The sequence below is a fragment of the Ilumatobacteraceae bacterium genome (assembly GCA_033344875.1).
In the GTDB taxonomy this organism is placed as follows: Bacteria; Actinomycetota; Acidimicrobiia; order Acidimicrobiales; family Ilumatobacteraceae; genus Ilumatobacter.
Genome location: JAWPMO010000001.1, coordinates 313,324 through 326,268, shown reverse-complemented (window position 1 = coordinate 326,268; position 12,945 = coordinate 313,324). Strand labels below are relative to the sequence as shown.

The window sequence follows — 12,945 nt, the reverse complement described above, 5'->3', positions numbered from 1 at the left end:
GGCTGCGGGTCGGCCGACGCGGACGGCGGTCCCGAACCGTTCGCGGGGTCATCGACCGAGGTCGGCACGGGTTCCCCCGCGTTCCGGCCGTCGCCGACGCACGCCGCGCACACTCCGACCATCAAGAGGGGAACGGCTACGCGTCGCATCGCTCATCCACCGGCGCGGCCGACCTCGAAGAGGGTGTTGATCAACACGACCGCGAGACCCGCCAACAGAGCTCCGACCGCGCCACCCGCCACGTAGGTCCGTCCGTCCTCAGCACGTGGTGTGTTCCCCAACCGGGCCCCGCCACGCCAGAGTGCTGCGCCGTACAGTACGGCCCCGAGGCACGCCATCAGCGACGCCCACATCAACCAGTTGATGAGCTGCGTCACGAGTTGGGCGCCAGGCATCCCGGTCGGGTCCGGTTCTCCACCAACCGGCGCCGCCCGCACTGGCTGGCCGGCACCGACGACGGCCGTCGCCGCCACAAGGACGACGACGGCCACCAGGGGTTGAACACGACGACCTCCAAGGCACTTGACCACCTGCATTTGGCTTCCTCCTTTGCTCACCGGCCGAACCGTGAAGGCCGTCGGTGGAGACATGCCTCCCGAGAGGCCCTGTCGTGACACCTCGCGTCACAAATGCCCCGCCGAGCAGGCATGTCAGGACGTGATCCTCAAAGCACCGCTCGCCGCCATCGCACTCCTCAGCAGCGCCCTACTCGGCATCCCCGCCGTCATCGGTGGCAACGGCGGCAGCGTCGCCGCCGGCTGCGGTGAACTGGCCGTGATCCTGGACACGATCAGAACCGTCGAGTCCGGCGGGAACTACGCCGCTCCGAAGAACAGCGGCGGCGCGTCAGGCGCGTACCAGTACATCGACAGCACATGGGACGACTACGAGGGCTACCAGTCCGCCTACCTCGCCCCGCCCGAGGCGCAGGACGCCCGCGCCGCCACCGACGTCCAAGCGGTGCTCGCTACCTACGGGGACGTCGCCTACGTGCCCGTCATCTGGTACTGGCCGGTCGCCGCCACCGATCCCACCCAGCTCGACATCGTCCCGATGCCGGGCGCGGGCAACCGGCTCACCGTGCGCGAGTACCAAGAGCACTGGCTCAGCGTCTACGAGACCAAGAACGCCGAGGCCACCACAACAGCGTGCGTGGGCGCCGTGTCAGCCGACGGCTATGCCCTCCCCATCGACCGCACACTCATCGACGCCACGCCCTCGATGCTCGGCGAGCCACACCACGACTATCCGGCGATCGACCTGATGATCCCGGTCGGCTCGCCCATCTACGCCGTCCGGGGCGGCACCGTCGCCCGCGTCGTGGAGTGGCCCCACAACTGCTGGGAAGTCGGCCGTTGCGAACAGACCTGCGGAATCGGACTGTCGATCAACGGCGACGACGGAGCCCGCTACGTGTACTGCCACGGCAACCGACTGAACGGCATCCAGGTCGGCGCCGAGCTTGCGGCCGGCCAGCTGCTGATGTGGTCTGGCAACACTGGCCGGTCCGGAGCACCACACCTCCACCTCGAGATCAAGGTCAACGGCCAGCAGCGCTGCCCCCAAGCGCTCCTCCGCGCGCTCTACGACTCCGGCTCCGGCGTCACGCCCGAGTCGCTCAGCCCAGACGGCTGCAGCTTCTGAGGAGCGAATCCCGGCACCGGTCGCGCTACACGAACTCGTCGGTGCCGGTGGCGTTCATCACTCTCGCCATCGCTGCCGCAGCTTCGATGATCTCGCCTCGTTCGGTGTGGAGGTCGACACAGCACACCCCGACCGTGTTGATGGTTTCGGTGATCATCGTCATCGTGCCGTCGCTGAAGGCCCACGAGTAGCCGAACCTCGCTCGGAACGGCGGGCCGGTAACCAGCGACAACGCCTGGTCGAGCAGCGGCAGCGCTTCGTCGGTCGGCAGTTCGTCGGACTTGCGGACCAGTTCGACGAACCGGTCCCAGTCGGTGATCACGCGTGTCGACAGGCGGTAGAGGTGTCCCGAGTTCCGCCCTGTTGGGAACAGCGGTTCGCCGTCGGACCCGGTTCCGAGCTTGCGGCGCAGACCGGCCATGGCGTTCGTCACCGTCCGCGGCGCCACACCGTTGGGCCACAGCATTGTCTCGATCGTGTCGCGGCTCTGCCCGCCTCGATTGAACGCGAGATAGATCGCCAGATGCAGCTCGGTTGGCGTGAGTGGCGCCTTCGCGCCGTCGCTCGTGACCTGCCCGAGCACCTTCAACTCGACGTCCCAACCCTTGTCCGGTTCAGCTCCGTCGAGCACATCGGCCACGGCCGGTTCTGGCTCCGGTTCCTGCGTCGCCGGCTCGGCGGGAGCGACCTGACGCATCGCGATCGCGTCGAGGTGGTCGGTGAGCACCGTCGCGGCTTCGGTTTCATCGTCCTCCTCGAACCCGTCCTCGCCGGGATCGTCGAGGGAGAGATCCACCTCGGGCACGAACTCGTCGACGAGGTCGTCGAGCTCTTCCACGACTCCGACTGGGTCGAGTTCCAGGCCGAGCGGCTGAACCGTCACCGTCATCTCGGAACACTCCAGTCGCCACGACACCGACGGGTGCTCACCGATCACCAGCACCACCGCGCCGAGGTCGCCGTTCGCCAGTTGGACGATCCGTTCGAGGTCCTCGGTCAATACCGACTCGGCGTCCACGACCACCACCAGCGGCTGGTGCGACTCATGCGGCTTCGAGCGGGCACGTAGCGCGAACAACGACGTGAGGCGCCGATGCGCGAGCAAGGCACCGGCCGAGTCGGCTCGGTCGCGCAGCCAGCCGACCGCTTCGGTGACGTCACAGCTGCGCGCGAAGTCCGGATCGCCAGGAAGCCGGCGCACCCCGATCGTGAGCACCGTCGGTGCGTCGCCAAACACGCCGGTGGCCGCCTCGGTGGCGATCGCGCGCACCATCGGGAGCGCGCCGTCACCGGTGAGAGCAACAACTCCGCAGCTCTCGAGGTTGAGCAACACGTCGGCTCCGTCGCGCCGGCCGACGGTTACGAGGCCGGGGCAAGGCGCGCTGGCGTCGCTCGCTTCGAGGTGCTCACCTCGTTGGAGGTTCCACGACCAACCGCCGTCGTCGGACGTCCACGGCGAGATCACCGGATTGCTCGGTGTGTCCCACACAACCTCCACGGTGTCGTCGGCCAAGCGGAGCAGCCGCGGTACGGAGGTCGGTTCGCCTGAGCGCGGCCGGAGTCGACTTCCGAGGTGGCGCAACGCGAGCGAGGCCCAGTCGACCAGCGGAAGGTTCTCCGTTTCGTGCAACGCGACCCCGAGTTCGACCCCACGCTTCGACGGCCGGGCGTGCCGCTGCGCGGTCGGCAACCGACGCCGACGTCGGGCCGCCAGCGTGATCAGCGCCGCGGCGAGCCCCGCCCCTCCGGTCCAGCCGAGGACCGCGGCGAGCGGTGGATACCTCACCTCGTCGGAGGCGCCGTCCTCCAGCACCACGTCCGCGGACGCGACCGTGGTGGGAGGTGTCGGTCGAGGCGCTTGCGTCGTGATCGGCACGACGTCGGCCACCGCCGGAATCGTGGTCGGGGGTGTCGCCGGAGTCGTCGTTGGCGGAGTCGTGTCGGGCACCGTCTCAGGCGTCGTGGCCGGCGGCGTCACCACTGTCGGCTCGGGTGGCGCTGGCAGTGGCGCGTCGTCGACCTCAGGGGCCGGTTCCGCCACCGGCGGTCCGGGAACCTCGGACGTCGCTCCATTGACCGGCGGCAGAGTGACCACCTGGCCGGGCAGGATCAAGCCCGGGTCGTCGATCCAGGGGTTTGCATCGACGACCGCCCACACGAGTTCGGATGTAGCGTCGCCGTAGTGGCGTGACGTGATTTCCCACAACGAGTCGCCGAGCCGAACGGTCACGACCGCCCAGCTAGCTTCGCCCGGCGGGCCGGGCGCGGCGTCCGGCGTTGCCGCGGGCAGGGTCACGACCATTCCTGGCCAGATCCGGTCCGGTTCTGCGATCTGTGACACCGCGGCGACTTGGCGTACAAGGTTGGCATCAGCCCAGCCGTAGTGCCGTTCGAGAATCTGCCAGAGCGTGTCTCCCGACTCCACCACGTATGTCCCGGCAGGCGTGTCGCCACCGGACGCCGGCAACGGAGCACCTCCGACCCCCTCGAAGCCTTGGAACTGGCCGCGGATCGGCGCGGCCGGGACGCCGTCCACCGGGCTGTCGACGACCGCTGCCACCGCAGGCGTCGGGGCACCTGCGAGGGCGGGGGTGGCGTTGATGGACGATGCCGTGATCGTCACCGCGGTCGTCACCTCGACCAACCGGCGTCGCAGTGCCGGGAACGCGACCGCGCCGACAAGCCGGCGGAGGTGATGACCGAGGCGTGGCATCCGGACCACGAACGACAACTCGGCAAGCAGCGCCCCTACCGAGACGGCGGCGACGTACGCGGCGAGGACGATCCCCAGCCACCGCGCGACCTCGACCAGCGCGTCGATCGGCTCGACGCGCTCGAGCCACGCGTTTAGGTCGCGCCAGTCGAGCGCGTCGACACTCCATCGCTCGGCGAGCAGGAACACTACGAGCGCCCCCAACGACACGACGGTGAACACCGCGGGGCGAATAAGTCGCTTCATGCCAACCCTCCAGTCGGTCATCCGGTCAGAACCCCCCGGTACTCGGTGACGGGGTACTCGATCGGGTCGCCCAACACCGGGATCGGGTTCGGGTACAGCGTCTGTGGCAGTTGAACGGGCCCGTCGCCGAAGTCGTAGGTGAGCGACCACGTCATCGTCCAGTCGACCCTCAGGGTGACGGTGTAGTCGCCCTGGGCCTGCGGCGTCCACGTCCACGCAGCCCCGGAGCCGCCCTCGTCGTCTGGCTCAAAGCCGCAGTCGGGCCCTGAGAAGCCGCCCGTGTCGGGCCCCGTGACGGTCCAGGTGTACAGGACCGGGGTCATCGTCGCGTCGACCGTGTACCCGCCGAGTACCAGCGGTGGATCGAGCGTGACCTGGCCAGGCGAGGTGCACCAGAACCAGGTATCGAGCCCGGTGATGCCACCCCAGGCTGGAGGCGGATTGAGCTCGGGCGGCACCACGACCGCGTCCTCGAAGGCTTCGCGCACCTGGTCGGGTGTGGGCGGTGGTGGCGGCGGCGCAGGTGGATCCTCACCCGGGAACTCGCAGTCGAACGTCCACGTGATCCAGGTGTTGACGTCGTCGAAGCTGCCGCCCGCGGACGGGTCGATGACCACGATGACCCAGCCGGTCCCCCACTCCTGGACGGTGACGTCGACGCCGTTCTCGTCGACGCCTGGGTACTCGCGGAAGCAGGAGAACGTTGCACCCGGCAGTCCGTTCGACGGGCGCCGAATCCAGACGAACGGGACGTGCTCGCCGAGCGGGGACTCCAGCGGAGGACCGCCTGGCTGGCCGTAGATCTTGACGTAGCACTCGACTCGGACACCGACCTGCTCGCACTCGGCTTCTTGGGCGCTCGCCGACCCACCGTGCGCGCCGATCACCAACGACGACACCATGACAGCCACCAGCAAGCGCGCACCCCGACTCATCACGACTCCGAAGTTGACTCCTGCACCACGCGCCACTCGTTCTCGGGGTTCAGGCCCAGGAAGTACGACATCTCCACGACGTCGCCGGGCTGTGCCTCACGCGTGATCACGTACAACGTGTTGCCGTTGCTGTCGGCGACGCGCGCACCCTCCTCGTTGCCGACGACTTCGACCTGAGCCGTCAGCACAACGGCGCCGGTCTCGATCGGGTCACGGTCACCCTGTGCTTGGCCGATCTCGACGGAGACGACCCGGTCGGGAACGAGGCCTTCGGCATGGGCGTCGTCGGCGATCAGGTTTTCGATGTAGGCGAGCCAGTCGACGTAGCAGTCGCTGTTCTCGAGGCAGTACTCGGTGATCCGGTCGACGTCGGGTTCGAGACTCAGGCCGGTACCGGTCACGAGCAGCTCCTGTGCGATGAGCACCCAGTCGGGCTGCCCCTCGTCGGTGATCGGGAACGGGTACGAGGTCGGCGGTCCGGACGTCGTCGTCGGACTGGTCGCCGGCGTCGTTGGCGTCGTTGGCTCGGTGGTCGCGGGTGCGGTCGCGGAGGGTGCGGTCGTCGTGGGATCAGCGGTGGACGGGGCGGTGCTCGTCGACGCAACCGTGGTCGCGACGGTCGAACTGGTAGCTGGTGGTGCGGTCGTGGTGGTGGTCGACGGGTCGCCGGCGTCATCGCCGCTGCTGCAGGCAACGACGATGCCGAGGATCCCGATCGACAGAACGAGCGAGTGGGGCTTCATGGCGTGACCTCTCGTGGTTGTCCGATCGCGCGGACGTGAACGACGAGGGGGTCGCCTCCCCCGAAGATGCGCAGCAGCCCGACGTCGACCTCGGTGGTGAGCTCGACGACCACCTCATCGGTGGTGGCGTCGATCGCGACACCGGTGATCTGTTCGAGGCCCTGTGCGGCGAGGTTGTCGGCAGCGAGCTGTTCGGCTCGCGCCGGGTCGAGCTTACGCTGCCCGGTCGACCGGAACAGACTCTCGTCCAGCGCGTTGGCGCCCGCCTGTGCGGCCTGGTCGGCAGCGCCGGAGTACTCGCGGCGGGTGGCGAACCCGCTCCACAGGTCGAACGAGATCGCCCCGACGAACATGACGATCAGCACCACTCCGAGCGTCCACACCGTGACGGAGCCCTCGTCCAGCGTCGCTCGCCTCATGGCGTCGCCTCCGCCGAGATCGAGCGGTAGTCGTCGATGTGGGCGCTCGACGTCGCCGTGTACGTGAACGCTCCGACCGTGCCGATGCCGGGAACACTCCAGGCCGGGATGTCGACGACGACCGAGGCGGTGACCGTGCACGCCCGGCACCAGTCCGGACTGAGCGCGACCGTCATCGCTGTCGTCGGGAGCCCATGGTTGGCGGCGGCCTGGGCTACTGACGCCTCGGCGAGTTCCTGCCCCGCCGCGGCCGACGGTGCGTTGGCGTACAGCGTCGCGGCTTCCTTGGCCGCGGCGCGGGCGACAGTCTGGCGCTCCGGCCACTGCGGCACCATCATGACGACGATCGCGATCGGCAGCAGCAGGAGCCCGACGGCGAGCGGCAACTCGATCGGTGTCGAGCCTGCGTCGCGCTGTTTGCTGGGCGACCTCACTGGCCCTCCTTGGCCGCACTCGCGGTGAGCGTGGCGTCGTAGTCGGTGAAGCGCCCGAACCAGCCGTCGAAGTGGACGGTCGCCGTCGCCACCACCCGGTCCCCAGCGTCGCTGCACACGACCGAGACACCGGCGCCCATCGGCCCGCCGAGCAATCCTCCGAGCACGTCGGCAGCACGCGCTTGGCACACTTCGACGGCTTCCGCCGAGCGTGAGCCGGCCCGGGCGCCCTCGTCGAGGGCGGCACGCACCGTGCCTTTGCCGTACTGGAAGACGATCACTTGCAGGATCCCGGCAAGGACGAACAGCACGACCCCGGACGCGACGATGAGCGACACGGTCGCCATGCCACGATCTCGCTCCGCAGTGGGGCGAGGCGCGGCAGAATCGTCGGGCCGCGTCGTCACCGGTCAGAGGCCGAGTTGGCTGCGGATGTAATCGACGAGGTCGAGGCCGAGGGTTTGCAGGGCGAGGCCGATGGCGACGATCGCGACCGTCATCATCGCCGCCCAGCCGAGGTGTTCGACGGTGACGGCGCCGAGGTCACTTCGGTCGTCGACCGGTTCGGTGTCGTTGGTCATGGTGGGCTCCTTGGTTTGTCTCATCAGCGTCCGAAGACGATGTGTGGGATGGCTGCTGCAACGAACAGGATCAGGATCGGGCCGATGACCATGACGAGCGGGAGCGCCATGGCGGTCTCGCGCTTGGCCATCTGGCGGGCGAGGTCTTCTCGAGCGGACGCGCGCATGTCCTCCGCGAGGGCGAACAGGGCCTGGTCGTCGCCGCCTGCGGCCCACGTCGAGGCAAGCGCCCGGTACAGGCGCGCCGCGGCCGGCTCGGGAGTCGTCGACGTGAGCCGCTCGAAGGCGACCGCGACCGGGACCCCGTTGCGAACCTGCGCGGCCCCTGCTGCGAGCTCGCCCACGACCTCACCGCGTGAGCGGCGGACCAATCGGTCGACCGCACCCGCGGGCGTGTCGCCGGTGCGGAGGTAGATCGCCAGGAGCTGGCAGATGGTGTACAGCTCCGAACGCATCCGCTCGCGGCGCTTCGTGATCAGACGGTCGACCCGGCCCCGCCAGCGGGTCGCTCCCCAAAGCCCACCCAGAACCGCGAGGAGCAGAACTATCCCGGCCGACCCGCCGAGCACCACGCCGATCGCCGCCCCTGCGACGACAGCCCCGACGGTGTAGGCGAGCTGTCGGGTGCGGTACTGCTCGACGGTCAGGTCGAGACCGGCCTGACGGAGCCGCAGCTCGGCCGACGTCGAGTTCGACGCGTCGACGACCGCTGCGAGGCCGTTGGCGAGGTTGCGCACCAGCGGGCCGAACACGAGCGCCACACCCGATCGGCCGCCCGCCGTCTCGACCGGGAGGCCGGCGCGGTAGGTGCCGAACGCCCGGCGATGCGCGGTCGTGTACGGCTGCACACGCGAGGCCAACGGCTTGGGTTGGCGGACGATTGCTCTGGCGAGGCACCACGCAGCGACGGCTGCGCACGCGGAGATTGCCGCAACCTGCGGGTTCATTGCCTGCCTCCGTCGACGAGCACCCGCTCCTCGGAGGGGATGCGACCGAGGACCGTGATCAGCTTCCAGCCGCCGATCGCCATCACCACGCCGATCGTCACGACGAACCAGCCGGTGCCGGTCCGGTAGAAGGACCGGTAGGCGTCGTTCGACGCCACGAGGAACGCCAGCACGAGGAATGGCAGGATCACGGCAACGACGGCCTGGGAGCGGATATCGGTTTGGCTGGTGGTGATCTGCTCCACCGCCTGGAGGTCCTTGGTCACGTTGTCGGCCAGCGAACGCAGGACGCCCACGATCACGTCACGGCCGTGTTCGTGAGCGGCGATGAAGGCTTCGACCACGCGATCCGACACCGGGTCGGCCAACTCGGAACGGACCAGTTCGAGCGCCGTGCCGACGTCGAGCGCGGCGGCGTTGCGTTCGTAGCGTTGCCAGGTCGCCCGCAACGGGATCGGCCCGTTCTCGCCGAGCAGACACAGTGACCGGTGGAGTGTCTGCCCGGCACCGAGGTGCGCGAGCACGTCGCGGATCGCTTCGGGCCACGCTGCCCTGCGTTCGCGGAGCACCTTGGCGTGGCGGCGCTGGAAGTACAGGCGCGGCGTCAGTCCGATCGCTACCGCCGGCGGGATCGCCAGCGATGCGGTGCCGGTCGCCGCGAACACGACGACGGCGACGCCGACCACAGTGCCGCAGACGGTCAGGCGGTAGCGGCCGGCGCTAACCCCGGCGTCGACCGCATCGAGACGCTGTTGCAGACGGCCAGGGCCACGACGCCGATCGCGCGGGGCGCGGGCCTCGCGCGGACGACGCCAGTCGAACGCGCCACTCACGAGCGAGTACGCGGCGACAGCGGCGAGGAGCGCTATCAAGGCCCTCACAAGATCACCGCCGATCCCTCGGCGAGGTCGCGGATCGCGAGGCCGTCGGGCAGGACGCGGTCGAGACGCCGTTCGAGATCGCCGGGAAGGTGATGGCCGACGAACTCCAGCGGACGGCCGAAGTCCTCGCGCACGAACAAGGGCTCGAGCACGAACTCGTCGTGGTGGATCTGGGCGGGGACGGCGCAGATCTCCATCACCTGGCGGCGGCGACGGCCGCCGTCGGGCACACGGTGAAGCGGTTCCGCCTCGCAGTGCACGACGAGGTCGATCAGTCGGGCGAACGACTTGCGAACGACGGCCTCGGGCACGTTGTCGCCCGCCATCAGCGCCGCGGTCACGAGCGACTGCATCCCCAACTGGGCACTGTTTGCGTGCAGGGTGGTCATGAACCCGCACCCGGCGTTGGCGGCCTTGAGCAGCTCGAACGCCTCCTCCCCCAGCGTCTCGCCGACGACCAGCAGCTGCGGCGCGAACTGCAGCGCCTTTTGAACCAGGAAGCGGATCGTGCAGTCGACCGCCTCGGGCGACCAACGCCCGCCGGGCAGGTGCGGCGCGTCGAGCTCTCGCACCGCTTGCACGATGCGGGTGATCGTCGTCGCCGGTACCGCTCGCAGCAGCGCCGACAGGATCGTCGACTTGCCGCTGCCCGGCCCACCGGTGACCAGAATCCCGGTCGGAGCCAGCGTCAGAGCGGCGAGCACGTTCGCCGCCGCGCTCGTCATGGAGTCGAGTTCGACCAGGTCGACTAGGTCGGTTCGGTGTGGCCGGTAGATCCGGAACGTCCCGTCGAGACAGTCCGACACCGGCGGGATCGACACCGAGGCACGAACCTGGTTGCCCCACACCTGGCGCACGACGACCGGGTGCTCCAGGTCGAACGCCGCGCCGGCCTCGGCGAAGAGACGCTGACACACGGCCACGAGCTCGTCCTCCGTCGTCGGCTCGGTATCGACGCCGAGCGTGCCGGCCGGCGTGACATAGCTGATGACGCCGCCCTTGAACAGCACCTCCACCGCAAGTTCCGACGGCGGGAAGAACTTCTCGAACGGCCCAGCACCACACACCGAACGGACCAACCGGTCCACGATCACGTCCGGTCGGGCGAACCGTCGGCCGACCCCCGCCTCGGCGTTGCGCTGGTAGTCGTCGACGTGCGCCCGCGCCACGCCGGCGACCGCGGAGCGGTCGCGGCCGTCGACCTTCGAGCGGGCGATCTCGTCGAGCACCGCCGACCGAACCGACTCGTACGCCGGGGCGTTGCCGTTCACCGACGCACCGGCTTCGTACAGGGTCACGACACCAACGCCTCCGCCTCGACTTCGTCCAGCCGGCTGTCGACCTCTGCTGCGATCGACGCAACCGCGTTGCGGAACCGACCGCGGTGCACGAGCGTCCCGTCCCACTCCGCAGCGACGACCGCACGGTCGAGCGGCACCTGGAGTACGTCACCCACCAGATCACCGCCGACGTCTCGCAGCTGCTCGGCCGCGTCGAACGCGACCCGCCTCGTAAGCGGAACCTTGTTCAGTACCGTCACGACGTCGCCGCGCAGCAGTCCCGCGTCGACGACCCAGTCGAGGTACCGCAGGACACCGCGCGGTGTCGGCTCGACCGCGCCCACCACCAGGTCGGCATGGTTCAGCACCCGGCGCGAGGTCCCGAACCGATCACCCCACCGAGTGAGGTCCTCGACCAATGGGCTGGTAGTGACAACGACCCGATCCCACGCTCTACGGCACGTCGACAACAAAGACATGACGTCGTGCGGCGTGAGTCGATCCCAGTCGCGTGGGGTGGCGAGTCCGGCGACGACGTCGAAGGGCAACGGCGCCACCGCGTCGGCCAGAGCAGACCCGACACCGTCGAGCCCCTCAGCGCCGCACCGCTCAACGGCACTGAGGATGTGCGGGTGGAGCCCGAGCCCGAGACGGCGAGCAACACCGGGCGTGGTCTCGTTGGCGTCGACCAGCAGCGTCGCAAGACCCGACTCTCCCCAGTGGGTCGCCAACCCGATCGCCAACTCACGTGCGCCTGACCCCGACGGGCCGCCGACCGGCACGATCGCCCCGTCGATGTCGACCGGATCGGACAGCGGCTGACGGTTCGGCCGGTCCCCGTTCGTTGCCGCCGGACGGAGTCGCTCGACGAGGAACACCACGTCCTCAGGCGGCATCGCTTCCTCGAGCAGGTATGTCAGGCCGAGCGCGGCCAGTCGGTCACGAGACACTCCGCCGTCGCGTCGGTCGTACACGCCGACCAGCCGGATCCCGGCCGCCTCGGCCTCGACGACGAAAGCGGGCGTCAACCACGGCGTCGTCGCATCGAGCACCAGTACGTCCGCACCCGAGCTGATCGCCGCCCGCCGATCGCGCACGACCACCAACTCGGCGCCCGGGACGTGGTCGGCCACGAACGCGTGCAACGACTCGGACCAGCCCCGCGGCGATAACACCACCCCGATCGTGAACGACGAACTCACCCGCTCGCCTCCACACCAGTCGACCGGACCACGGTGATCGCCCCGGCGTCGATCGCTGCTGCCAGTTCGAGGGCCTGGGTTTCGTCGACCTCGACGCTGATCACAAGTTCCCCTTCGCGGCCCGCGCCGACGAGGCCGCCGCCCGACGAGCCGGCTGAACGGTCGACCACCGGCGCCGACCGCAACACGTACCGAGCCTGTCCTTCCCGCGAGGTGGCGATCACGTCGACCTGGTCGCCGATCTCGATCGCCCCGTTCGCCGCCTGCGCGGGGTCGAGCGGGATCGACATCACCCGGCTCGGCCGGACCGACCCGGCATCACCGACCGCCGACAGCGGAACGGCCTCGCCCGCCTGGAGAGTGCGAGTCGCAACCAACCCGCCGGCCCCGAGCTGTTCGATCGTCAGGAGCGTGCCGGCGAACTCGGTGTCGGCCGGCAGATCCTCTGCCACGACGAGGCCCGGCGTGATCGGCGCGCCCACAGCGATCCGGTCACGGGCGACGGCGACTGTCGTCATCTCCCGTCGATCGGCGAGCAGCGCGGCGGCCAGCACGAATGCCAGCAGCGCCGCCACGACGCCGACGACGACGTTCAGCGTGATGCGTTCGGACAGCGAGCGCCGGCGCGGTCGCCGACGAGCAGCAGGGCGCCGCGCCCTGGCATCGGCAGGCTCGGCGGTATCGGCTTCAGGAGTGATCACGGCCATCACAGCCTCCTACGAGAGGTGCTACGGGCCGTGAGGTACCACGGCAATCATCCGGACGAGTCCGGCCGCCCATCGGCCCCGCCCCAACATCGAAACGAGGATCGCTCATGGACGATTCCCAACTCCACGAGTGCTGGATCGGAGATTCCACTGTGTCCCCGATCGCCGCGTGTGTCAATGCCGAATTGCCGAGTGGTGGTTCGGTGAACGTCA

General features: G+C 69.3%; 14 protein-coding genes. 1 reads left to right on the top strand and 13 read right to left on the bottom strand.

Annotated features, from left to right (window positions below):
• Positions 1–152: 152 nt before the first annotated feature.
• A complete protein-coding gene (locus R8G01_01510) occupies positions 153–395 on the bottom strand; it encodes a hypothetical protein (protein ID MDW3212646.1) in 243 nt (80 codons plus the stop codon).
• 262 nt (positions 396–657) lie between these two features.
• Here R8G01_01510 and R8G01_01505 point away from each other — a divergent pair, with 262 nt between their 5' ends.
• Positions 658–1,644, top strand: a complete 987-nt coding sequence (locus R8G01_01505) for a peptidoglycan DD-metalloendopeptidase family protein (protein MDW3212645.1) — start codon at positions 658–660, stop codon at positions 1,642–1,644.
• A 25-nt stretch (positions 1,645–1,669) separates the two neighbouring features.
• On the opposite strand, the gene R8G01_01500 is transcribed toward R8G01_01505, so the two are convergent.
• The 12 genes from R8G01_01500 to R8G01_01445 all read right to left on the bottom strand — a co-directional run bounded on the left by R8G01_01500 (position 1,670) and on the right by R8G01_01445 (position 12,726).
• Positions 1,670–4,603 (bottom strand): LysM peptidoglycan-binding domain-containing protein, encoded by a 2,934-nt coding sequence (locus R8G01_01500; GenBank protein ID MDW3212644.1) that lies wholly within the window; start codon positions 4,601–4,603, stop codon positions 1,670–1,672.
• A gap of 17 nt (positions 4,604–4,620) precedes the next feature.
• Positions 4,621–5,520, bottom strand: a complete 900-nt coding sequence (locus tag R8G01_01495; protein MDW3212643.1) for a hypothetical protein — start codon at positions 5,518–5,520, stop codon at positions 4,621–4,623.
• Between the two features lie 17 nt (positions 5,521–5,537).
• Entirely contained in the window at positions 5,538–6,281 is a 744-nt protein-coding gene (locus tag R8G01_01490) for a hypothetical protein (protein ID MDW3212642.1), read from the bottom strand.
• Complete coding sequence (locus R8G01_01485; protein ID MDW3212641.1) at positions 6,278–6,700, bottom strand: pilus assembly protein TadG-related protein; 423 nt, start codon at positions 6,698–6,700, stop codon at positions 6,278–6,280. Before R8G01_01485 ends, R8G01_01490 begins: the two co-directional genes overlap by 4 nt.
• Positions 6,697–7,134: a hypothetical protein gene (locus R8G01_01480; GenBank protein MDW3212640.1), complete on the bottom strand. Its 438-nt coding sequence runs from the start codon at positions 7,132–7,134 to the stop codon at positions 6,697–6,699. Before R8G01_01480 ends, R8G01_01485 begins: the two co-directional genes overlap by 4 nt.
• Entirely contained in the window at positions 7,131–7,481 is a 351-nt protein-coding gene (locus tag R8G01_01475) for a hypothetical protein (GenBank protein ID MDW3212639.1), read from the bottom strand. Before R8G01_01475 ends, R8G01_01480 begins: the two co-directional genes overlap by 4 nt.
• 63 nt (positions 7,482–7,544) lie before the next feature.
• Complete coding sequence (locus R8G01_01470) at positions 7,545–7,715, bottom strand: hypothetical protein (GenBank protein MDW3212638.1); 171 nt, start codon at positions 7,713–7,715, stop codon at positions 7,545–7,547.
• Between the two features lie 23 nt (positions 7,716–7,738).
• Positions 7,739–8,662 carry a type II secretion system F family protein gene (locus R8G01_01465; protein ID MDW3212637.1) on the bottom strand — a complete coding sequence of 308 codons (924 nt, stop codon included), beginning with the start codon at positions 8,660–8,662 and terminating at the stop codon, positions 7,739–7,741.
• Positions 8,659–9,543 carry a type II secretion system F family protein gene (locus R8G01_01460; protein ID MDW3212636.1) on the bottom strand — a complete coding sequence of 295 codons (885 nt, stop codon included), beginning with the start codon at positions 9,541–9,543 and terminating at the stop codon, positions 8,659–8,661. Before R8G01_01460 ends, R8G01_01465 begins: the two co-directional genes overlap by 4 nt.
• The gene (locus R8G01_01455) at positions 9,540–10,841 is read right to left on the bottom strand and encodes an ATPase, T2SS/T4P/T4SS family (GenBank protein MDW3212635.1); all 1,302 of its coding nucleotides are present in this window, start codon (positions 10,839–10,841) and stop codon (positions 9,540–9,542) included. The genes R8G01_01460 and R8G01_01455 overlap by 4 nt, the downstream gene beginning before the upstream one ends.
• The gene (locus R8G01_01450) at positions 10,838–12,025 is read right to left on the bottom strand and encodes a hypothetical protein (protein MDW3212634.1); all 1,188 of its coding nucleotides are present in this window, start codon (positions 12,023–12,025) and stop codon (positions 10,838–10,840) included. Before R8G01_01450 ends, R8G01_01455 begins: the two co-directional genes overlap by 4 nt.
• Entirely contained in the window at positions 12,022–12,726 is a 705-nt protein-coding gene (locus R8G01_01445) for an SAF domain-containing protein (GenBank protein MDW3212633.1), read from the bottom strand. The genes R8G01_01450 and R8G01_01445 overlap by 4 nt, the downstream gene beginning before the upstream one ends.
• Positions 12,727–12,945: the final 219 nt, after the last annotated feature.